This window comes from Embleya sp. NPDC059213 (genome assembly GCF_042754445.1).
GTDB lineage: Bacteria > Actinomycetota > Actinomycetes > Streptomycetales > Streptomycetaceae > Embleya.
Window position 1 is genome coordinate 14505 of sequence record NZ_JBHZAV010000033.1, and the last position, 21746, is coordinate 36250.

Sequence of the window (21746 nt, forward strand, 5' to 3'; positions counted from 1 at the left end):
GGGCAAGGGAGTTGCCCGAGCGTCGGCGTCGGGCCCGGGCGAACCGGTCGTCGGCCGACGCGGATCCCGGCGCGGGCGAAGCACGCACCTCGGCCTCGACCCGTCGGGGCGGGCGCGGGCGGACAGGCGCGACGTCGCCCGCCAGAATGTTGCCACGGTAGACCGGAAGGCGCGCGGCGCGACAGGCGATTACCGGACACATGCGCCGAGTTCGGCCCTGTTCGGCGAAGGTGCGGGCAAGCCGTCCGGATGGCGGGGACGGGCGCTATGGTGGAGGCATGCAGCAGGTAGACGTAGTCGGTCGCAGTTGGTGGCGCTCCACTTAGGAGCGACCACCATTCGTGCATGACCAGGGTCGTTCGGACGGACGGCCCTTTTTTGATGCCCTGATCCGGGGACGGCGCCGTCGGGACGGCGACCCACCCCACCGATCGGGAGAAGACATCATGACCATCACGCCGAACATCGAGGGCGACGCGACCGCCCGAACCACGACCACGAGCGCGCCGACCACCACGATCGACCCGGGCGAGGCGGCGGGTGTGATCGAGACCACCGCCGCGCAGGCCCGGAGCGCGCTGCTCGAAGAGCGCATTCGCCGTGCGCCCGAGCGTTTTCGGGTGCTCACCGGCGACCGCCCGACCGGGCGCCTGCACCTGGGCCACTACTTCGGCACCCTGGACAACCGGGTGCGCCTGCAGAACCTCGGCGTCGAGGGATACCTGATCATCGCCGACTATCAGGTACTCACCGACCGCGACGTCGCGGACCACCTGGTCGAGCACGTCGAGGGCCTGCTCCTGGACTACCTGGCCGTCGGGATCGACCCGGACCGGACCACGATCTTCACGCACAGCGCGGTCCCGGCCCTCAACCAACTGTTGTTGCCGTTCCTCAGCCTGGTCTCGGTCGCCGAGTTGGGCCGCAATCCGACGGTCAAGGACGAGATCGCGCACTCGCGACAGGCCGCCGTCAGCGGGCTGATGTTCACCTATCCCGCGCACCAGGCGGCCGACATCCTGTTCTGCAAGGGCAACGTGGTCCCGGTCGGCCAGGATCAGTTGCCGCATCTGGAGCTCACCCGCACCATCGCCCGCCGATTCAACGACCGTTACCCGACCGGCGGACATCCCGTCTTCCCCGAGCCCGAGGCGCTGTTGTCGGCCGCGCCGCTGCTGCTCGGCACGGACGGCACCAAGATGAGCAAGAGCCGGGGCAACTCGATCGCGCTCGCGGCCACGGCGGACGAGACGGCCAAGCTGATCCGGGGCGCCAGGACCGACGCCGACCGGCACATCACCTACGACCCCGAGACCCGCCCGGAGGTCTCCGGCCTGGTCCTGCTCGCCGCGCTGTGCCAGGACCGGGACCCGCACCTGGTCGCGCGGGAGATCGGTACGGCGGGCGCCGCCGCGCTCAAACGCACCGTCACCGAGGCGGTCAACGAGTTCCTGGCCCCGATCCGGGCGCGCCGGGCCGAGTACGCGCGCGACCTCGGCCAGGTCCGGCGCGTCCTGCACGCGGGCAACGAGCGGGCGAACGCGGTGGCCGACGCGACCCTGCGCGAGGTGCGCGGCGCGATGGCGAGCCTGTATTGACACTCGCCACGCCGGGAACGGGCGCCCCGAGCAAGCCCGTTCCCGGCATCGGCCGGCGCCCCCACCCGCTCAGGCCGCGACCTTCGCCGGCGAGCCCACCGCGTCGCCCACCACGCTCTCGGGTCGATCCCGCATCAGACACGCCACCAGCACCGCCGATCCGAGCAACATCGCCGAGCCGGTCCACAGCGCGAGATGCAGGCCGTCCATGAACGCCGTCGTCGCGGCCTCGCGCACCGGGGCGGGCGCTGCGCCCAGATGCCCGATGCCGCCACCACCGCCCGACGTACTGGCATCGACGATGCGACGAGCGTCGTCCGCAGGGACCCGTTCGTCGGCCAACAGCTCGGTCAACCGGCTCGACAGGCGCCCGGTGAGCACCGCGCCGAGTGCGGCGATGCCGACCACGCCGCCCAGTTCGCGCGCGGTGTTGGTGACCGCCGAGGCCATCCCGGCGCGGGCCGGTTCGACCCGGGACATCACCGCGACCGAGATCGGCGTGAAGCACAACCCCATGCCCGCGCCGAGGAACGGCAGGACCCAGAAGAATTCGAGGTAGGACGCGTCCTTGCCGTAGAAGGAGAGTCCGCCCAGCGCGACCCCACACAGGGTCAGCCCGGTCACCAGCGGTACGCGCGGCCCGATCCGGCCCGCCAACTGCCCGGAGATCGGCGCCGCGATCATGATCGCCAAGGTCGAGGGCAACGACGCGAAGCCCGCCCGGGTCGGCGTGTACCCGAGCACGTCCTGCATGTACAGACCGAGGAAGAACAACGCGCCGAACATCCCGAAGCTCACCGCGAAGCCGCCCCATAGGGCGGCGCCGATCACCCAGTCGCGCAGGAAGCCGAGGTCGAGCATCGGTTGGGCGACCCGCAGTTCGACACCCACGAAGGCGATCAGCGCGACCGCGGCCAGTGCGGCGGCGCCGAGCACCCGGGTCGAGGTCCAGCCCTGGGCCGGGCCCTCGATCAGCGCGAACACCAGCGCCCCGACGGCCGGTACCCCCAGCAGCAGTCCGGGCAGGTCGAATCGGCCGCGGCGCTCCGCGAATTCGGGGAGCACCCAGGAGCCGACCAGGATCCCGGCGACACCGACCGGCACGTTGATCCAGAACACGCTCGCCCAGCCGAACGCGTCCACCAGCGGACCGCCGATCGCCGGACCCAGCGCGAGCCCGGCGCCGGAGACGCCCGACCAGATGCCGATCGCGCGGGCCCGCTCCCGCTCGTCGGTGAACACGTGTCGGATGATCGACATGCTGCCGGGCAACAACAGCGCGCCGCCCACGCCCTGGATCGCGCGTCCGGCGATCAGCGCCGGGAGCGAACCGGCCAGGGCGCAGGCGATGGAACCCGCGGTGAACACGCCGAGGCCGATCAGGAAGACCCGGCGCCGGCCGTAGCGGTCGCCCAGGGTGCCGCCGGTGAGCAGCAACGCGGCGAAGACCAGGCTGTAGCCCTCCATCACCCATTGCAGTCCGCTGACCCCCGCGTCCAGGTCGCGGTCGATGCTGGGCAGCGCGTTGGACACCACGACGTTGTCGAGCATGGCCACGAACAGCGCGATGCACAGGGTGGCCAGGATCAGGCCCTTGCGCGGCGCGCCGGCCTGCGCCGGGGCGGCCGTCGGTGCGCCGCCCGGGGTGCTCGGCGGGGGTTCGGGTCCCGGTATCGGACCGGGGGAATCGGGTGCCATAACCTCTCCCTAACAGTGTTAGTGACTGTCTAACGGTGTTAGATTGCACTCCGGTGGGCATCGGCGCAAGGGGATTGATTCGCATCCCCGGGCACAACCGCCTCAATGAGGAAGACGAATGACCTGAATGCGTTGGAGGATTGACCGCACGGGCTCGGCGGCGACGCTCGCCGGAGTGGACGACGAGGAGTGGGCATGACGGGCAAGGGCCGGGCGCCGGCGGACGGTGCACGACGGCGGCCGGCGGTGACCCTCGACGCGTTGGTCCGGGCGGGGTTGGTCGTGCTGGAGCGCGACGGCCTGGACGCCCTGTCGATGCGCTCGGTGGCGGCCGAACTCGGCGTCCGGGCCCCGTCGTTGTACTGGCACGTGCGGGACAAGGAGGAACTGCTCGACCTGCTCGCCGACGGGCTGCTCGGCCTCGGCGTGCCCGCGCTGCCGCCCATCCGCGGCGACTGGCGGATCGAACTGCGCGAATTGGCCTGGGCGTTCCGTGCGTTCCTGAATCGGCGGCGGGATTCGGTGCGGGTGCTGATGGGCCGCTTCCCGGCCGGTCCCGGGATGGCCGCGGTGATGGAGCATCAGCTCGCCATGCTGGATCGGGCCGGGTTCAGCCGGCAGGACGCGGCGTACATCACCTACGGGCTCAGCACGCTGGTGACCGGGTTCGTGTACGGCGAGCAGCGGCCGATCTCGGCGGCGGTGGTCGCCGGGGTGCCCGTCCGCGAGGCGGTGACCGCGATCGGCGACACGATCGCGGCCTTCCCGGCGGACACCTACCCGCATCTGGTGGCGACCGCGCGCGAACTCACCACACCGCACATCAACGAGCGGTTCGAGTTCGTCCTCGAACGATTCCTGGACGGCCTGGCCGTGCTGCCCCGGAACCCGAAACACGACCAGGGAGGGACGGGCACGGCCGAGCACGCCTGACCGACGGGTCGGTCGGCGGTGATCGGCGGCGCGGAAGGCTCCCCGAAACCGGCCCGCGTCGTCGTGTGATTGCCGATCACCCCTATCGATTCGGTGAGTTCACCGGGTATTAACCCGCCTTGCACGCAACTGGGCGTTAATCGGTGGACGGTGGGACCGTCCATCCAGGACAATCCGCCATCGGACCGCCGGCAAGCGATGAGTTTCGGGGCGCCGCGCAGTCCGAACTCCTGTATGAAACACAGCAACTTCGACACCGACCGGTTGGCCCCGGGCGGGGTCGCGGACGGTTCCGAACGCCCGGTCGCGGGGTCTGGCGCGGAACCGATCCATCGTCGATCGACCGCTGCTTCCTTGGAATCAGCCCATTAGCTGGGGGAAACATGAACCGGATCAAGGCGCTCGCGGCGTTGCCGTGCGGCCGTCGATCCAAGTGGGTCGTGCTGGCCTTGTGGCTGGTGTTGCTCGTGGTGGCAATGCCGCTCTCGGCCAAGCTGACCGACGCTCAGAACAACGAGGTCTCGTCGTGGCTTCCCGCCGAGGCCGAGTCCACCAAGGTGATCAACGAACAGAAGGACTTCCGCCCGGACACGACGGTGCCCGCCGTCGTGGTCTACGAGCGGACCGCCGGCCTGTCGCCGGACGACACCAAGGCGATAGCCGACGACCGGGCCAGGTTCGCCACCGCCAAGGGCGTGACGAACAAGGTCGAGGAACCGAGGTTCGAACCCAACAACAAGGCCGCCCAGGTCCTGGTTCCGATCACCATCAAGGACGGTGGCTGGAACGACCTCGGTGACGCGGTCGACGAGATCAAGAAGAGCCTGAAGGACAATCCGGACGGGCTCAAGGCGTACGTCACCGGCCCGGCCGGTCTCGGCTCCGACCAGGCCGCCGCGTTCGAGGGCATCGACGGCACGCTGTTGTACGCGACCCTCGGCGTGGTCGTGTTGATCCTGCTGTTCACCTACCGCAGCCCGGTGTTGTGGCTGCTCCCGGTGATCTCGGCGGTCGCGGCGCTGTTCACCGCGCAAGCCGTGGTGTACCTGTTCACCAAGGCCGGTCTGGTCGTCAACGGCCAGAGCGCGGCGATCCTGACCGTGTTGATCTTCGGCGCGGGCACCGACTACGCGTTGTTGCTGATCGCGCGATACCGCGAGGAACTGCACCGGTACGAGGATCGGCACGAGGCGATGGCGGCGGCGCTGTTCCGCGCCGGACCGGCGATCGTGGCCAGTGCCGCGACGGTCGGCGTGGGCATGTTGTGCCTGATGGCCGCGGAGATGCAGTCCACCAAGGGCCTGGGCCCGGTCTGCGCGCTCGGCGTGCTGGTCGGCCTGGTCGCGATGACCACGCTGCTGCCCGCGCTGCTGGTGATCGTCGGCCGCTGGGTGTTCTGGCCGATCCGCCCGGCCTACGAGCCGGACGCGATCACGCACGACGAGAACGGCCTGTGGGCCAAGGTCGGCCGGCAGATCTCCCGCGGTCCGCGCCTGGTGTGGATCGTCACCGCGGTCATTCTCGGCGTGATGACCATCGGCCTGAGCAACCTCAACGGTGACGGCATCGCCAACAAGGACTCGTTCACGAACAAGCCGCAGTCGATCACCGGCCAGGAGATCTCCGAGCGCTACTTCCCGGCGGGCTCCGGCGACCCGATCGTGGTGATCGGCCGGGAGTCGGCCGCGACCGCGCTGATGCAGACGCTCCAGGCGACCCGAGGGATCGCTCCCGACGGCGTCCGGCAGACCGGCGCGGCGAACGGCCGGGTGCAGATCGAGGGCGTGATGAGCGCGTCGCCCGACTCGGCGGCGGCCAAGGACACCGTCAAGCGGGTCCGCACCGCGATGCACGCGGTTCCGGACGGCGCGGCCAAGGTCGGCGGTGGCACCGCGACCCAGATGGACGTGGCCAAGGCGTCCGAGCACGACGACAAGGTGATCATCCCGCTCATCCTGCTCGTGGTGCTGATCGTGCTCGGGCTGCTGCTGCGCGCGGTGATCGCCCCGCTGGTGCTGATCGCCACCGTGGTGTTGTCCTTCGCCGCGGCGCTGGGCATCAGCGTGTTCACCTTCGAGCACCTGCTCGGCTTCAAGGGCACCGACGTGGGCTTCCCGCTGTTCGTGTTCGTCTTCCTGGTGGCCCTGGGCATCGACTACAACGTGTTCCTGATGAGTCGGGTGCACGAGGAGTCGAAGAAGCACGGCACTCGGCGCGGCGTGCTGATCGGCCTGTCCGCGACCGGTGGCGTGATCACCTCGGCCGGCCTGGTGCTGGCCGCCACGTTCGCGGTGCTCGGCACGCTGCCGATCGTCTCGTTCGCCGAGATGGGCTTCACCGTCGCCCTGGGCGTGCTGCTGGACACCTTCATCGTGCGCTCGGTCCTGGTCACCGCGTTGGGCCTGGACATCGGCCGCAAGATCTGGTGGCCCAGCAAGCTCGCCCAACGTCCGGACGAGGAGACCCCCAAGCCCGACGCCGACGGCGACCGCGAGGGCGTCCTGATCGGCTGAACCGGCACCACGGCGCCGATCCGCTGATCGGAGCCTGCTGAACGAGGGTGGTGGACGAACACACGTCCACCACCCTCTTCGCGTTCGGGCGTCGGCCCGAGACCGCCCGGGGCGCGACCTCGCGAAATGCCGGGCTACACCGGCCTATCGCCGGGCACGGAGAGCGGCGATGACCCAGTCGAAGACCGGGGTCAGGCTGGGCCAAGACGGCCAACCGTTCATCACGGCGAGCAGTTGCCAGTAGCGTTCGGCGCGCGGATCGGCGCCGATCTCGAAGCGCTCGGACAACCACGCGGCGAAGGCCGGGTCGGGGGTCCGACCGAAGGCCGTCGCGTATTCCGCGAGCAGGTCGGCGAGCACCGGTTCGGCCTCGGGCGAGGTCGGCTCGACGCCGGCCGTGCGCGCCGCCTCGACCCGTTCCCGGGTGAGCGTGCTCAGCCGCTCGTGGGTGCCGGGTTCGAGGTCGGCGTCGCGGGTGCGCGCCTGGTACTCGGCCATCCGCCGAATCGACGTGCGGAAGTCCGGATCCGCGACCAGTTCGCCCAGTTCGACCCACGCCTGGATCTGCTCGGTGCTCGGATCGTCGGGCAGGGTCGGCAACCCGCAACGCATCCTGGCCAGGAAGTCCGGGTCCACGTCCAGGTCGGCGAAGGTCGCGTCGAGGAAGTCGGTGATCATCTTCCGGCGTTCCAGGTCGGACAGTTTCGCGAGTTTGTGCATCAGGTCCAACTCCTCGGGGCTGGAAGCCCGCCGAGCCACCGCGCGCAGCACGGCCCGACGCAACCGCAGGGTGCGGATCTGCGTGTCCACCGCGTTCGCGTGCGCCTCGGCGACCTCGGCCACGGTGACCTCGCGGGCCAACACCCGTCGGATGGTCTCCAGATCGATGCCGAGGTCGCGCAGCGTGCGCACGAGTTCGAGGCGGACCAGCGCGTCGAGGTCGTACAGCCGGTAGCCGGCGGGACTTCGTCCAGTGGGCGGCACCACCCCCGCGTCCGCGTAGAACCGGATCGTCCGAACCGACAGTCCGGTCCGTCGAGCCAACTCGCCGATCGAATACAGGTGCGCGCCGTTCATGCCCCTCACCCTGCCGCCTCCACCCGGTGGAGACTCAAGTGCGATCCCCGATCCCCGGGCGTGGCCCGGGGATCGGTACCGGTCAGCCCTTGAGGCCGACGCGGTCCATCAGGACCATGCCGTCGTTGGTCAGGACCATGCCGACCACCGCCGAGCGGTGGAAGGCGGTCACCACCGAGGACTGGTAGGTCCACAGGGGGGCGTCCTGCTTGAGTTGGGCGGCGACCGCCGTGTACGCGGCCTTGCGTTGGGCCGGGTCGTTGGTGGTGCGGGCCTTGTCCAGGTTCTGGTCGACCGTGGGGTTGGCGTACAGGAGGTAGTTGTTCGGGCTGGTGCTGTAGAGGTTCACGTACAGGCCGGGTTCGGCGTCCGAAAGGTAGTAACTGAACATCGCCGCCTGGTAGTTCTTGTTGATCACGATGTCCGTCTGGTACGCGGCGATCGGCATCGGGGCGAGCTTGACGGTGACGTTCTTCAGGCCCTGGAGCGAGGTCATGATGTATTCGGCGGTCCGCTGCGCGTTCGCGTTCTGCGGGATCGAATAGGTGAAGTCCAGCGGCTTGCCCTCGGCCGCCAACTCGTTCAGCAGCCGCTGCGCCTCCGCACGGTCGGTGGACTGAACGGTCTCGGTACCGGGCTCCACCAGCGGGCTGTCCGGCGGGAAGATGCTCTTGGTGGGCGTGCCGTTGCCGCTGAAGGAGATCTTGTTCACCTCGTTCGCGTCGAGCGCGAGTTGCACGGCGCGGCGGGCGCGGACGTCGTCGAACGGCGCACGCTTGTTGTTGAAGAAGAGCGACTCGCCGCCGATGATCGTGACGACCTTGGTCTCCAGGCCCTTCTGCTTGGCCTTGACCGGGTCCTCCGCGTTGACCGAGACCTTGAGGTCCGCGCTGCCGGAGAACACCGTCTCCAGGGCCTGGGTGCTGTCCTGGATGATCTTGAACACCACGGTGTCCGCGTACGGCTTGGCCGCGCCCTGCCAGTAGGTGGGGTTCTTGACGAAGGTCATGTGGTCGCCGTTGGTCCACTCCTTGAACGTGTACGGGCCGGCGCCGACCGGGTTGCGGGCGAAACCGGTCGGATCCTTCTTGTACGCCGTCGGCGAGACGATGAAGGCCAGGTTCGAGGCGACGATGTGGTCGAAGTTGGCGTTCGGGCCGTTCAGGGTGATCCTGAGCGTGGTCGGGTCGACCACCTCGGTCGCCTTGACCGCCGCGATGGTGCCCGCCTGGTACGACTTACGCGCCGGTGCGGCGTGTTCGTCCCAGGTGAACTTCACCGCCGCCGCGTCGTAGGGGGTGCCGTCGGAGAACTTGACGTTCGGCTTGAGCTTGAGCGTCCAGGACGCGGCGCCCGGGTCCGGGGTCAGGCTCTCGCCGATCTGCGGCATCACCTTGCCGGTCTTGGCCTCGTGCCAGAACAACGAGTCGTAGACCGTGTTGAGCCGGGTGTTGTCGGTATACGAGTTGCTCAGCGCGCCGAACGGGTCCATCGAGCGCATATCGCTGGCCATCGCCACGGTCAGCGTGCCGCCGGTCTTGGGCGTCACGGTGGAGGTGTCCGCGTCCTTGGCCGCCTTGTCGTCACCGCCACCGCCACACGCGCCGAGCAGCAGGCACGCGGCGACGGCGGGGACGGTGGTACGGAAGGCGCGCCCGGTGATGGGCCTTCGGCCCGGGCGGCCCGGGCGGACGGAGTCCGGTATCTCGCGTGCAGTGTCCATGCCTGTGCCTCGCTTCGATCTGGTGGGCCGACCCCCGAGGGGCAACCGGGGGCGGAGCATAATCGAAGCCGCGAACGATCTTTGTCGCGCTTTTTCCGGTAGTGATGGATGTTTCGTCCGAAGCGGCCGACCCGGCGGACACGTGTGTACAGCGACGCCCGCAGGCCCTCGTCCGGGGACGAGGGCCTGCGGGGCGGGTGCTTCGCGGGTGGTTCGCGCCGGCTTCGGCGTCAGCGCACCGGGCGCAGCGTCTTGCTCCACAACACGGTGGACGCGCCGTCGCGCAGGTTGACCGTCAGGTTGCCCGAGGGGCCGTCGATCTCGACCTCGCCGAAGTGCTGGAAGCCCTCCAGCGGCGAGTAGTTGGCGCGCGGGGGAGCGTGCACGAACTCGGCCTTGGGGCCGAACGTGCCGTCCAGCGCGTTGGGCCCGAACGCGCCCGCGTTCAGCGGGCCCGAGACGAACTCCCAGAACGGGTCGAAGTCCTTGAACGCGGCCCGGGACGGGTCGTAGTGGTGCGCCGCGGTGTAGTGCACGTCGGCGGTCAGGAACACGATGCCGCGCACGCCGCGCCGCTGCGCCGTGCGCAGGATCGTGGCGAACTCCATCTCGCGGCCCAGCGGCTTGCCCGGGTCGCCCTGCGCGACGCCCTCCTGCGCGGCGGCGCCGTCCGGCACCACCAGGCCCAGCGGCAGGTCGTTGGCGATCACCTTCCAGGTGGCCCGGCTCTGCGACAGGCCCTCGATCAGCCACTGGCGCTGCCGGTCGCCGAGCATGCCGCGCTTGGGGTCGGCGTAGCGGTTGTCGTCGTTGGGGTCCTTGTAGGTGCGCATGTCCAGGACGAACACGTCCAGGTGCCGGCCGTAGGAGAGCTTGCGGTAAACCCGGTCGTCGCCGATCGGCACCCACTCGCGAAACGCCTGCTTGGCGCGCGCGGCGAGCACGTCGACGCGCTTCTCGGTGTAGCGGGCGTCCTCCAGGATCTGGCCCGGATACCAGTTGTTGCGCACCTCGTGGTCGTCCCACTGGTTGATCTGGGCGACCTCGGCGGCGAACGCGCGGTAGTTGCGGTCGAGCAGGTTGTAGGCGAACTGGCCCCGGTATTCGGTCAGCGACTCGGCGACCTTGGACTTCTCCGGGGTGACCACGTTGTGCCAGATCCGGCCGTCGGGCAGCGGGACGCTCTCCACCAGCGGGCCGTCCGAGTAGACCGTGTCGCCGCTGTTGAGGAAGAAGTCCGGGCGCAGCCGGCGCATCTGCTCGAAGATCGTCATGCCGCCGATGTCCGGGTTGCTGCCCCAGCCCTGGCCGACGGTGTCGCCGGACCACACGAACCGCACGCCGGAACGGCTGCGCTCGCTCGGCGCGGTGAGCAGCGAACCGGTCACCGCCTGGCCGGCCGCACCGCGCTCGCCCTCGACTCGGACCCGGTAGTGGATCCGCCGCCCGGACGGCAGATCGCGCAACCGGACCCGCCCGGTGAGGTCGCCGTCCGGGGTCAGCCACGGGCCCCGCACGCGGTGTGCGTCGCGCAGGTCGGGCCGAGTGCCGTATTCGACGATCAGCCGACCGGGCCGGTCGGCACGCCCCCATACGATCGCCGAGGACGCGGTGGCGTCGCCGCTCTGCACGCCGTGGCTCAGGCTCGGCCGGCCGGAGGCCACGTACGCGGGCGCGTGCGACGTCGTGGCCGAGGCCGAGCCGGCGCCCACCACGGGGGCGATCGCCAGGCCCGCGCCGACGACGGAGCCGGTGCGCAGCAGGGTCCTTCTGTCCACTGAGGTCATGGACAAGTGTGTAGTGGCGCCGGGCGACGTATCGGCGAACGCGGGTTGGCCGGCTCGTCAAGTCTGGTCGGCGGGCCGGGGGTCGGCGGCGGTACCCCGCTCGCGCCACGGAGCCGGCGGAGGCAGCGGGAGCCCGAGCAGCCCCACCGCCGGCATGCCGCCGAGGACCACCACCAGGTCCGCGCGCGGGTGACAGAGCACCGTCCGCCGCTCGGCGGCCTTCGTCGTCCGCGGCGCGGACGTGTGTGCCGAAGCGGGTGCGGATTGCTCTTCGGCCATGGCGGGTGCTCCCTTCCCTGCGGTGGCGGTCGACGTCGTCCGCCTTCGTCCCGATGCCGGGGAGGCACGCTCGACGCCCGCAGCGGCCGAAGGTCGATCCGGCGCAGACTCATGTCGGGAGTTCGCCGCCGAGCGGCGGTCGGTGGGGACGATCGGCGGCCCACCCGCAGCCCACCCGACGGGACCGGCCGGCGGTCGACCGGACCGGCCGACCCGCCGACCGTCCTACTCGACCACGGTCAGCACGATCTTCCCGGAGGTGCGCCCGCTCTCGCCCAGTTCGTGCGCCTTGCCCGCCTGCTCCAGTGGCAGCACCGCGTCGATCACCGGCCGCAGCAACCCCGCCTCGACCAGCGCCGCGATCTCCTTCAGCCCGCCCTGATCCGGCTCGACGATGGTGAACGTCGCCCGCCGCCCCGCCGCCTCCGCCACCGGCCCCAACGCGACCTCCGCCGGCGACGCCAGCGAGACCACCAGCCCGCCCGGCCGCAACGTCCGCAACGAGCGCGGCCCGTACTCGCCACCGATCGTGTCCAGCACGACGTCCACGTCCTTGACGGCCTCGGCGAAGTCGACGCTCGTGTAGTCGATCGTTTCGTCCGCACCCAGGCCGCGCAACAACTCGTGCTTGGCCGCGCGGGCGGTGCCGATCACGTACGCGCCGCGGGCCTTGGCGACCTGGACCGCGAGATGGCCCACCCCACCCGCGGCGGCGTGGATCAGCACCCGCGCGCCCGGCCGTACGTCGGCCGCGTCCACCAGCGACTGCCACGCGGTGAGCGCGGCCACCGGCAGCGCCGCCGCCTCCACATGCGACAGGCCGGCCGGCTTGCGGGCCAGATGCCGGGCCGGCGATACGACGAACTCGGCGTACGCACCGGCCGGTTGCGGCAGTCGGGGCATGCCGAACACCGCGTCGCCGGGCCGGAAAACGCTCACCCCCAGGCCCACCGACTCGACCACGCCGGACACGTCCCAGCCCAGCGGGACCGGGGTGTCACCGAGCAGGCCGCCGGTGCCGCGGTGCCAGTAGTCGGTCGGGTTCACGCCGGCCGCGTGCACCCGCACCAGCACCTCGGAGGGGCCCGGCGTCGGGCGCTCCACCTCGACCACCTTCAGTACCTCGGGCCCACCCAGCGTGTCCTGTCCGATGGCGCGCATCGTCATCACATTCCCCTGCTCGTGCCGTGGTTCGACCGCCGCGTCCGGCGGCGTGGGCACAACTCTGCCGCCGGCCCGAACAGCCATCGAGTGGCCGGGTGGCCAATGTGTGAAAGGATCCGGCCATGCATCGAGTCGTGGTCCTGGCCCTGGAAAACGTCTATCCCTTCGAACTGGGCATCCCGGTCCGGATCTTCGGCACCGCGACCGGCGCCGACGAGGAACCGCTGTACGAGGTGATCACGTGCAGCCTCGACGGTCGGCCGGTGCGCACCAGCGCCGACTTCGCCATCGCCGTCGAGCACGGCGCCGAGGTGCTGGCGACCGCCGACACCCTGGTACTTCCGCCGTTCACCTGCGGCGTGGACGAGAACGACCGACCCGACTGGCTCCCGGCACCACTCGCCCGGGCCCTGGCCGGACTGCGGCCCGGCACCCGGATCGTGTCCTTCTGCACCGCGTCCTACGTGCTCGCCGCCGCCGGCCTCCTCGACGGCCGGCCGGCGACCACGCACTGGAACGAGGTCGACCAGTTCCGCAAGCGCTTCCCGCACATCGAGCTCGACCCGGACGTGCTGTTCGTCGACGACGGCGACATCCTCACCGCCGCCGGGGTGGCCGCCGGCATCGACCTGTGCATGCACCTGCTGCGCCGCGACCACGGCAGCGAGGTGGCCAACCGGGTCGCCCGGCGCTGCGTGACGCCGCCGTGGCGCGAGGGCGGGCAGGCCCAGTTCATCGAACGCCCGGTGCCGGAGCCGTCCTCGGCCACCACCTCGGCGACCCGGGCGTGGGCGCTCGAACACCTGCACCGCCCGCTGTCGTTGGCCGAGTTGGCCGAGCACGCGCGGATGAGCGTACGCACCTTCACCCGGCGCTTCCGGGACGAGGTGGGCATGACCCCGGGCCAGTGGCTGACCCGGCAACGGGTCGAACACGCCCGCCGGCTCCTGGAGACCACCGACCTGAGCGTGGACCGGATCGCCGACCGGGCGGGCTTCGGCACCGGCGCCTCGCTGCGCCAGCACCTGGTGGCCACCATCGGGGTGCCGCCGATGACCTACCGCCAGACCTTCCGCACCCACGAGCCGGCGCCGATGCGCGGGTGAGACACCGAGCCCGGCGTGCATTCCACGGGTGAGGGCGATCAAGGCGGCCCGGATTCCGGCCGATACCTCCGACAACGTGCCCACGTTCCGGAGGAGATCCACTCGTGCCGTCGCCGTCCCGTGTCGCCGCCATCGCCGTCGCCGCAGCCCTCACGTTCGCCGGAACCGTCGCCCAACCGGCCCCGGCCGCACCCCTGTCGCGATACGCCGCGCTGGGCGACTCGTACAGTTCCGGCGTCGGCGCGGGCGACTACCTCGCGGACGGCGGCGACTGCAAGCGCAGCGCGAACGCGTATCCATCGCTGTGGCAACGCGCGCACGGCGCGGCCGAGTTCGCCTTCGTGGCCTGCTCCGGGGCGACCACGGCCCAGGTGCGGGACCGGCAACTGGCCGCGGTGACCGCCGACACCACCCTGGTGACGATCAGCGCCGGCGGCAACGACGTCGGCTTCGCCGACACGATCACGACGTGTGTGGTCGGCAGCGACCGGGACTGCTCGGCCGCGGTGGCCAAGGCCACGGCGTACGCCCGGGAGAAGTTGCCGGCCGACCTGGACACGACCTACGCGCGGATCCGCAGCCGGGCCCCGCACGCGCGGCTCGTGGTCTTCGGGTATCCGCGCCTGTTCGAAACGGGTAGCTGCCCGCTGGGGCTGAGCCTGGCCAAGCGGCGCGCGCTGGACGACGCGGCCGACGTGCTGGTGGACACCACCAAGGCCCGGGCGGCGGCGGGCGGCGCGGAATTCGCCGACGTCCGGGGCCGGTTCGCCGGGCACGGGGTGTGCGGGGCGGACGAGTGGCTGCACGGCCTGACGCTGCCGGTCGACGAGTCCTACCACCCGACCGCCACGGGCCAGGCCAGGGGCTACCTGCCCAGCCTGACCACAACCACCGACTGAGCCTGCCGCCGGGGCGGGGCGTCCCGGCCGAGAAGCACCGACCGCCTAGCCTCTCCCGTCGGCCAATACCTCGCCGAGCGTGGTGCGCCGGTACTGCACCGACCGGCCCACCCGCAGGCCCGTGATCAGGTCGGCGCGACGCAGCACGGCCAGGTGGTCGCCGACCGTGCCCAGGCCGAGGTTGAGCCGAGCGGCGAGTTGGGTGGTGGTGGCCGGGCCGGCCAGCGCACGCAGGATCATCGCGCGTGTGGCGCCCAGCAGATCGGCGAGCGCCTCGTCGTCCGAGCGGGCCGGGGCGCCCAGCAGTTCGGCCACGCCCCGGGCCGGATACACGATGGCGTACGGCCACGGCGGTTCCACGTAGACGATCATCGAGCCGAACGCGGACGGCACGAACAGCAGCCCGGCGCCGTCGAGCCGCACCGTGTCGGGCTGCTCACGGGAAACCTCGATCACGCCCTCGTCGCGCCACCGCAGCCGAGGCGACAGGTCGCCCAGCGCCGCACCCCAGCCGTACGCCGCCAACCGCCCGGCGGTGCGCACCAGATCGTGCTCCAGCACCGCGCGCAGCGCCGGCCACTCCGGCTCGACCAGGCTCGTCCACGCCGCCTCGATCGCGTCCGCCAGCCGCCCCACCACATCGGGGGAGTCGAACACCGCCCGCGTCGCCGCCGAGGGCGCGCGCAACCCGACCAGGTTGCGCGCCAGCTCGGACCGGGCCCGGTCCAGGGAGGTGGCCCGCAGTACCGCGAGTTCGTCCCCGATCCCGGCCGGCGTGCCCGACGGCGGCGGGTGCAGGAAATCCGCGTTGTAGCCGCCGCGCCGGTACAGCGACGCCATCGCCGCGATCGCCGGCCGCTCCCGACGCAGCCGGTCGTACGCCGGCCGCAGCCGCTCGATCCACGGCCGCAGCGGCCCGGCCTGGTGGCTTCCCGACAACGTCCGCAACACCCACACCACCTCGCCCAGCGGCGAGATGCCGAACCTGCTGCGCGCCATGTCGGCCGGCCCGACCTCGATCCTGAGCATGCCTCGCGCCTCCCGCCGACAGCCTCCCAGGTTTCGGCTGTCGCCGAAAGCATGGCCGGCGCAGCACGCGGTGCGGCACGCTCGCCCGCATGATCGGCGACGACGTCAAAGCGGCGACCTATCGCGAGGTCTTCGCGGTCGGCGCCTTCCGGGTGCTGTTCGGTTCCTTTGTGCTGCTGTTGATCGGCGACACCGTACGGATGCTCGCGCTCGCCGTGCTCGTCTACGAACGCACCGGGTCGCCTGCGCTGTCCGCGCTCGCCTATGTCGCCGGGTTCGTCCCGCAGGCGTTCGGCGGGGCACTGTTGCTCTCGCTCACCGACCGGGTGCCGGTGCGCGCCGCGATGGCCGGGTACGACCTGGTCCGGTGCGTGCTCGCGCTGGTGCTCGCCGCCGACGTGCTGCCGGTGTGGGCGGTCCTGCTGCTGCTCGCGAGCGTCGGGCTGGTCAGCCCGATCGCCGGGGCCGCGCGTCAGCGCACGCTGCCCGAACTGCTGCACGGCGACGCCTACGTGCTCGGGCGGTCGGTGTTCGGCATGGCCGCCGGCGCGATGCAGGTGCTCGGCTTCGCGGTCGGCGGTCTGCTGCTCGCACTGGTCGGATCCGGTGGCGCGCTGCTGTTCGCGGCCGCCGTTGCGCTGGCCTCCGCCGCGGTGGTGCGGTTCGGCCTGCCGGCCGCGCCGCGCCCCGAGCGCACCGGGTCGGCCCGGACCGAGGGCACGGTACGCGCGACCTGGCGAGTCAATCGCGAACTGCTCGGCGACCGGACCGTGCGCGGCCTGTTGCTGGCCCAGTGGATACCGGCCAACCTGACCGCCGCCGCCGAGGGCGTGATCGTCCCGTACGCGCCCGACCACGCCGGTGTCCTGTACGGCTCGGCCGCCGGCGGGATGTTGCTGGGCGACCTGCTGGTGGGCCGCTTCGTCCGCCCGGCCCGGCGCGAACGCCTGACACCGTGGCTGGCCCTGCTGCTCGGCGTCCCGCTGGTCTTCTTCGCCGCGGGCCCGCCGCTGTGGGTCACGGCCGGCCTGTTCGTGGTGTCCAGCGCGGGGCTGTCCTACCAACTCGGCCTGCAACGCCGCTTCCTGGACGCCATCCCGAAGGCCGGCACCGGGCAGGCGATGGGCCTGGCGATGACCGGCACGATGACCCTCCAGGGCGTCGCCATGGCGGGCGCGGGGGCGCTGGCCGGCGTGCTCGCCCCCGGCCACGTGATCGCACTGGTCGGGCTGGCCTCGCTCACCGGCACGCTGGCCATCCATCGGGTGTTGCGCCCGCAGGCGGGTCCACGGTCGGGGGCGGTCGGGGCTGCGCCAACGGTTGCGCCCGCGGCGTCGGTCGCCCCCAAGGTGCCGGTCGAGCACGTCGTGCCGGTCGTGTCCGAGGTGCCGGCCGCGCCGGTGCGCGGGACGGGGCCGACGCAGGCCGGCTGATCGGGGCGGGCCCGACTCGCCCCGCGCGGCCCGGCTCGCACCACGGCGCCGGCGCGTCGGCGGCGGCCGTCGCGGGCAGTCGGGTCGGGTACGGCCGGGTGGGTTCGTCTCCGGTGGATCGGTCCGACATTCTTTCCGCCGGGGATGTCGAGAACCGTCGGTCCGCTCCGACCCGGATACGAGCGGCCCGCCCGGCGAATCGGCGAAACGATCCCGAGCGGCCGATCGGACCACGCCGATCGGTCCGGAACACCCGGCCCGACCGAACCGAACGAGAGCGACCAGGAGTCACCGATGAAGTTCATGCTGCTGATCCACAACCGCCCGGGCTTCGTGGAGGATCTCTCCGACGCCGAGCGCACCGAACTGTTCGGCGAGGTCGACGCGCTGATGGCCGAGCTGACCGCGTCCGGGGAACTGCTCGGCGGCGAGGCCCTGGCCGACCCCACGCAAACCCGCACCGTGCGGGTGCGGGACGGGGTGCCGGCGGTCACCGACGGCCCGTTCGTGGAGGCCAAGGAGCACTTCGCCGGCTATCTGCTGGTCGAGTGCGACAGCACCGAGCGGGCCGTCGAGATCGCCGGGCGCTGGCCGGACGCCCGCTACTGGGCGATGGAGGTCCGCCCGGTGATGACCGAGTCCGGGACGGAGATGTGAGCGCGGACGCGCACGTCGAGGGCCTGCTGCGGGAGCTGACCCCGCAGGTCCTCGGCGTGCTCGTCCGCCGACACGGCCAGTTCGACGCGTGCGAGGACGCGGTCCAGGAGGCGCTGCTCGCCGCCACCGTGCAGTGGCCGGTGGAGGGCGTCCCGGACAGCCCGTGGGGCTGGCTGCTCACCGTGGCCGACCGGCGGCTGATCGACCACTGGCGCAGCGAGCGGGCCCGACGCAACCGCGAGGAGCGGCTCGCCGCGCAGGCCCCGGCCGACGAGTACGTCTTGCCCGCACCCGACGACGACGCGGTCGGCGATCGGGACGACACGCTGACCCTGCTGTTCCTGTGTTGCCACCCGGCGTTGACCGGCGCCTCGCAGGTCGCGTTGACGCTGCGCGCGGTCGGCGGCCTGACCACCGCGCAGATCGCCGGCGCCTTCCTGGTGCCCGAGAGCACCATGGCGCAGCGGATCAGCCGGGCCAAGCAGCGGATCAAGGCCGCCGGCGGTCGCTTCGGCCGGCCGGCCGGGCCGGAGCCGATGGAGCGGTTGGGCGCGGTGTTGCAGGTGCTCTACCTGATCTTCAACGAGGGCTACACCGCCGGCTCGGGCCCGGACCTGCTCCGTACCGACCTGACCGCGGAGGCCATCCGACTCACCCGCGCGGTGCGCCGGTTGCGGCCGGACGACGGCGAGGTGTCCGGGTTGCTCGCGCTGATGTTGCTGACCGATGCCCGCCGGGCCGCGCGCACCGCCGCGGACGGCGAGTTGATCCCGCTGGCCGAGCAGGACCGGAGCCGCTGGAACGCGGAGGCGATCCGGGAGGGCACCGAGCTGGTCACCGACGCGCTCACGTGGGGGCCGCCGGGCCCGTACCAGCTCCAGGCCGCGATCGCCGCGGTGCACGCGGAGGCGGCGCGCGCCGAGGACACGGACTGGCCGCAGATCCTCGCGCTGTACCGGCTGCTCGACCACCTGTCGCCGGGCCCGATGGTCACCCTCAACCGCAGCGTCGCGACGGCGATGGTGCACGGCCCGCGGGCGGGCCTGGAGTTGCTCGACACGCTGGCCGGGGACGACCGGATGACCGGGCACCACCGGGTCTGGGCGGTGCGCGGCCACCTGCTCGAACTGGCCGGCGATCGTGAGCCCGCACGGGCGGCGTACCGCGAAGCGGCCCGCCGGACCACCAGCCTGCCGGAACGCCGCTACCTGGAGATACGCGCGGCGCGGGTGGTCGACGGCGGATGATCCGTGCCGGCGTCCGCCGCCGGGATCCTGGCCGCGAGCGCGCCCTGGTGCGGAAGCCCGTCGAGAACTTCTTCCGAAGAGCCTCCCGGGGATGTCGAGGACCGGCGATCGATTCCGACCTCGTGGTGAGAACACCGAAGACCGGCACGATCGGGAGCCCGAAATGCGCAAGATCCTCTACATGGTCCACCAGTCGCTCGACGGTTGCATCGAGGGCCCCAACGGCGAATTCGACTGGCCGATGATGACCCCGGAGCTGTCCGACTTCGGGCAGACCCTCCACGACGGAGTCGACACGTTCCTGTACGGCCGGGTGGTGTGGGAGATGATGTCCGGCTACTGGCCGGTCGCCGAGAGCATCTCCACCGATCCGCACGACCTGCGGTTCGCGCCGATCTGGCGGGCGGCCCGCAAGGTGGTCGTCTCGACCACGTTGGACCGGGCCGAGTGGGGTGCCGAGGTGATCGGCGGGAATCTCGCCGAGGACATCACCGCGCTCAAGCGGGAGCCCGGCAAGGACATCCTGCTCAGCGGCGGCGCCGGGCTCGCCAACGCGCTGACCGCGCTCGGCCTGATCGACGAATACCTGATCTTCGTGCACCCGGTGATCCTGGGCGGCGGCAAACCGGTCTTCCGGCCCGACGACGCCCGGCACCCGCTGACCCTGGTCGACTCGCGCACGTTCGACGCGCGCACCGTGCTGCTGCACTACGCCCGCGCGGGCGAGTAGCGGTGGTCCCTCGCGCGTCGCGCGGCTCAGCCCGGGAGTTTGCCCGCCGCACGATCGGCGAGCCAGGCGTCGAAGGCGGCCCGCCCCTCGATGGCGTCCTGCTCGATCAACGGGCGGGACTGGTGGGTGATTTCCAGATGCACGCCGTTGGGATCGAAGCAGTACACCGAGTACCAGACGCCGTGATGGTCGATCGGGCCCCGGACCTCGACCCCGTGCCGGCGGATCTGCTCGGCCATCGCGTCGACTTCGGCGACGGAGTCCACGGCGAGCGCGACGTGCCGGGTCCACGATTCGAGACCGTCGGGCACGGGCGTGTACGCCTTGGCCACGTCGAAGAAGGCGATGCACTCGCCGCTCGCGAGCGCGTAGAAGACGTGCAGGAAGGGCGCGGTGACCTCGCCGCCACTGGTGGTTCGGGACTCCTCGCGAAGCGCGCCCGCGAGTTCCGCGCCGACCGCCTCCGTCCAGAAGCGGTGGGTCGCGGCCAGGTCTCGGGTCTGATAGGCGAGATGGTTCAGGGCCACCGGTACGGCCATGACGTGCTCCTCTTCGCTCGACGGTGAGCAATTTCAGTGCACCATGCACGATATCGACGAACCGGCCGTTCGCATACCGTCACGCCCCGATCACCGCGAGGCGGTGGCGGGACGCCGGGTGCGACGGCCGGTGCCCGGATCAGCCCGAATGCAGGCCCAGCCCGTAGAACTTCACGTCGAACGCGCCCACCCGTTCGCCCTCGCCGCCGATGATCAGGTCCTCGGGGCCGGGGACGCCGGCGGCACGGGCGGTGGCGACCAGCAGTTCGGCGGTCGCCCGCGCGGCCACCTCGCCCGGGCCGCCGGCGTCGTGCCGGGCGGGCGGCTCGGCGTCCGAGGGCCACCAGGCGCGCGTACCCGGGTGCTCCTCGGCACTGCCCCAGCCCAACGCGTGCGCATCCACGCCCGCCGGCGGGAAGGAGCCGATCACCAGCCGATCCCGGCAGACCAGGTCGAACAACATCGGCGCACCGTTCTCGCCGGGGACGCGCCCGTAGACGTTCAGGGCGAGCCCGACGTCCAGCGCGGTCGTCTCGGCGGGCAGCGAGCCGAGGAAGTCGGCCAGCACGTCGGTCAGTTGCTCCCAGTCCCGGGCGTACCAGCCGCCGGGCAGGCCGAGTCCGCCGTTGGCGGCCACCCGGCGGTGACCGAAGAAGCCGGTGATCGCGCCCGGTTCGCCGTGGCCCTGACGCCAGAACCAGTTCTCCACGGGCTCGGTGGGCAGCAGCACCAACTCCGGCCCGGCCCGACCCGCGCGCAGTTCCAGCGTGTCCGGGTCGCCACGCCAGCGCCGGTAGGGCGTACCCCAGCGCGCACCGCCGTCGTAGTACGGGCCGAGTCCGCCGTACACCCCCATGATCGACGCCTCGCCGAGCGCGTCCGCGACCTGCTCGGCCGCCTGGCGAAACGCGAGCGCCTGGGCGGCCGGGTCCGGAGCCGGCAGGGCCAGCGGCACGGCCAGTTCGACATAGTCCTCACCCGAGGTGAAGTCCTTCTCGAACCGGCCGACCGGACGCAACCGCGCGCTCCCGGACGGCAGATCGGTGCCGGTCGGCGCGGCGTCGGCGGCCCCCGACCAGGTCCAGCCCAGCGCCGCGACGAGCGCCTGCACCCCCTGCCGCGACCAACCACCCGTCGGCGCGTCGAGCAACCGCCGAGCGAGCCGGGCCACCTCGCCCTCGTGGTACCGCACTGCGTCTTCCGTCATGCGCCGATCATTTCCCACGTCGGTGACATCCGCTCCGGCGGGTCCGTGGGCGGGCCCGACGTGCCACCGAGCTGCGGAAACCCCGTACAGGGCCGCGGTGTTGCCCTCTAGGCTGAGTGCTCGGACC

18 protein-coding genes are annotated in these 21746 nt (G+C 71.7%); 9 read left to right on the plus strand and 9 right to left on the minus strand.

The window, feature by feature from the left end; genetic code table 11:
• The first annotated feature begins 446 nt into the window (after positions 1-446).
• Positions 447-1598, plus strand: a complete 1152-nt coding sequence (gene trpS, locus ACFXMF_RS15165; protein WP_360321219.1) for a tryptophan--tRNA ligase — start codon at positions 447-449, stop codon at positions 1596-1598.
• Positions 1599-1667: 69 nt separating this feature from the next.
• On the opposite strand, the gene ACFXMF_RS15170 is transcribed toward trpS, so the two are convergent.
• Positions 1668-3296 carry an MFS transporter gene (locus ACFXMF_RS15170; RefSeq protein ID WP_379990281.1) on the minus strand — a complete coding sequence of 543 codons (1629 nt, stop codon included), beginning with the start codon at positions 3294-3296 and terminating at the stop codon, positions 1668-1670.
• 195 nt (positions 3297-3491) lie between these two features.
• On the opposite strand from ACFXMF_RS15170, the gene ACFXMF_RS15175 reads away from it, so the two are divergent.
• Together ACFXMF_RS15175 and ACFXMF_RS15180 are read left to right on the plus strand one after the other, a co-directional pair.
• Positions 3492-4229 (plus strand): TetR/AcrR family transcriptional regulator, encoded by a 738-nt coding sequence (locus ACFXMF_RS15175; protein ID WP_360321225.1) that lies wholly within the window; start codon positions 3492-3494, stop codon positions 4227-4229.
• Positions 4230-4612: 383 nt separating this feature from the next.
• Entirely contained in the window at positions 4613-6742 is a 2130-nt protein-coding gene (locus ACFXMF_RS15180; RefSeq protein WP_360321228.1) for an MMPL family transporter, read from the plus strand.
• Between the two features lie 144 nt (positions 6743-6886).
• Here ACFXMF_RS15180 and ACFXMF_RS15185 read toward each other — a convergent pair whose 3' ends face one another.
• The 5 genes from ACFXMF_RS15185 to ACFXMF_RS15205 all read right to left on the minus strand — a co-directional run bounded on the left by ACFXMF_RS15185 (position 6887) and on the right by ACFXMF_RS15205 (position 12775).
• Positions 6887-7819 (minus strand): MerR family transcriptional regulator, encoded by a 933-nt coding sequence (locus ACFXMF_RS15185; RefSeq protein ID WP_379990282.1) that lies wholly within the window; start codon positions 7817-7819, stop codon positions 6887-6889.
• Between the two features lie 82 nt (positions 7820-7901).
• Complete coding sequence (locus tag ACFXMF_RS15190; RefSeq protein WP_379990283.1) at positions 7902-9542, minus strand: ABC transporter substrate-binding protein; 1641 nt, start codon at positions 9540-9542, stop codon at positions 7902-7904.
• A gap of 230 nt (positions 9543-9772) precedes the next feature.
• Complete coding sequence (locus tag ACFXMF_RS15195; protein ID WP_379989788.1) at positions 9773-11329, minus strand: alkaline phosphatase D family protein; 1557 nt, start codon at positions 11327-11329, stop codon at positions 9773-9775.
• A gap of 57 nt (positions 11330-11386) precedes the next feature.
• A complete protein-coding gene (locus ACFXMF_RS15200; protein WP_379989787.1) occupies positions 11387-11608 on the minus strand; it encodes a hypothetical protein in 222 nt (73 codons plus the stop codon).
• A 225-nt stretch (positions 11609-11833) separates the two neighbouring features.
• Positions 11834-12775, minus strand: a complete 942-nt coding sequence (locus ACFXMF_RS15205; RefSeq protein ID WP_379989786.1) for an NADP-dependent oxidoreductase — start codon at positions 12773-12775, stop codon at positions 11834-11836.
• A 119-nt stretch (positions 12776-12894) separates the two neighbouring features.
• On the opposite strand from ACFXMF_RS15205, the gene ACFXMF_RS15210 reads away from it, so the two are divergent.
• Both ACFXMF_RS15210 and ACFXMF_RS15215 read left to right on the plus strand, forming a co-directional pair.
• Complete coding sequence (locus ACFXMF_RS15210; protein ID WP_360321243.1) at positions 12895-13878, plus strand: helix-turn-helix domain-containing protein; 984 nt, start codon at positions 12895-12897, stop codon at positions 13876-13878.
• Positions 13879-13982: 104 nt separating this feature from the next.
• Positions 13983-14777, plus strand: coding sequence for an SGNH/GDSL hydrolase family protein (locus tag ACFXMF_RS15215; RefSeq protein WP_360321246.1), 795 nt, complete (start codon positions 13983-13985; stop codon positions 14775-14777).
• 45 nt (positions 14778-14822) lie between these two features.
• Here the strand turns inward: ACFXMF_RS15215 and ACFXMF_RS15220 are convergent, their stop codons facing one another.
• Entirely contained in the window at positions 14823-15806 is a 984-nt protein-coding gene (locus tag ACFXMF_RS15220; RefSeq protein ID WP_360321249.1) for a DUF5937 family protein, read from the minus strand.
• 89 nt (positions 15807-15895) lie between these two features.
• Here ACFXMF_RS15220 and ACFXMF_RS15225 point away from each other — a divergent pair, with 89 nt between their 5' ends.
• From ACFXMF_RS15225 to ACFXMF_RS15240, 4 genes are all read left to right on the plus strand, one after another.
• Positions 15896-17239 carry an MFS transporter gene (locus ACFXMF_RS15225; protein WP_379989785.1) on the plus strand — a complete coding sequence of 448 codons (1344 nt, stop codon included), beginning with the start codon at positions 15896-15898 and terminating at the stop codon, positions 17237-17239.
• 294 nt (positions 17240-17533) lie between these two features.
• Positions 17534-17896: a YciI family protein gene (locus ACFXMF_RS15230; RefSeq protein WP_360321255.1), complete on the plus strand. Its 363-nt coding sequence runs from the start codon at positions 17534-17536 to the stop codon at positions 17894-17896.
• The gene (locus ACFXMF_RS15235) at positions 17893-19143 is read left to right on the plus strand and encodes an RNA polymerase sigma factor (RefSeq protein ID WP_379989784.1); all 1251 of its coding nucleotides are present in this window, start codon (positions 17893-17895) and stop codon (positions 19141-19143) included. Before ACFXMF_RS15230 ends, ACFXMF_RS15235 begins: the two co-directional genes overlap by 4 nt.
• Positions 19144-19306: 163 nt before the next feature.
• Positions 19307-19873, plus strand: a complete 567-nt coding sequence (locus ACFXMF_RS15240) for a dihydrofolate reductase family protein (RefSeq protein ID WP_360321261.1) — start codon at positions 19307-19309, stop codon at positions 19871-19873.
• Between the two features lie 26 nt (positions 19874-19899).
• Here ACFXMF_RS15240 and ACFXMF_RS15245 read toward each other — a convergent pair whose 3' ends face one another.
• Together ACFXMF_RS15245 and ACFXMF_RS15250 are read right to left on the minus strand one after the other, a co-directional pair.
• On the minus strand, positions 19900-20412 hold the full coding sequence (locus ACFXMF_RS15245; protein WP_360321264.1) for a VOC family protein: 513 nt from the start codon (positions 20410-20412) through the stop codon (positions 19900-19902).
• A 139-nt stretch (positions 20413-20551) separates the two neighbouring features.
• The gene (locus ACFXMF_RS15250; RefSeq protein WP_360321267.1) at positions 20552-21619 is read right to left on the minus strand and encodes a hypothetical protein; all 1068 of its coding nucleotides are present in this window, start codon (positions 21617-21619) and stop codon (positions 20552-20554) included.
• Between the last annotated feature and the right edge of the window lie 127 nt (positions 21620-21746).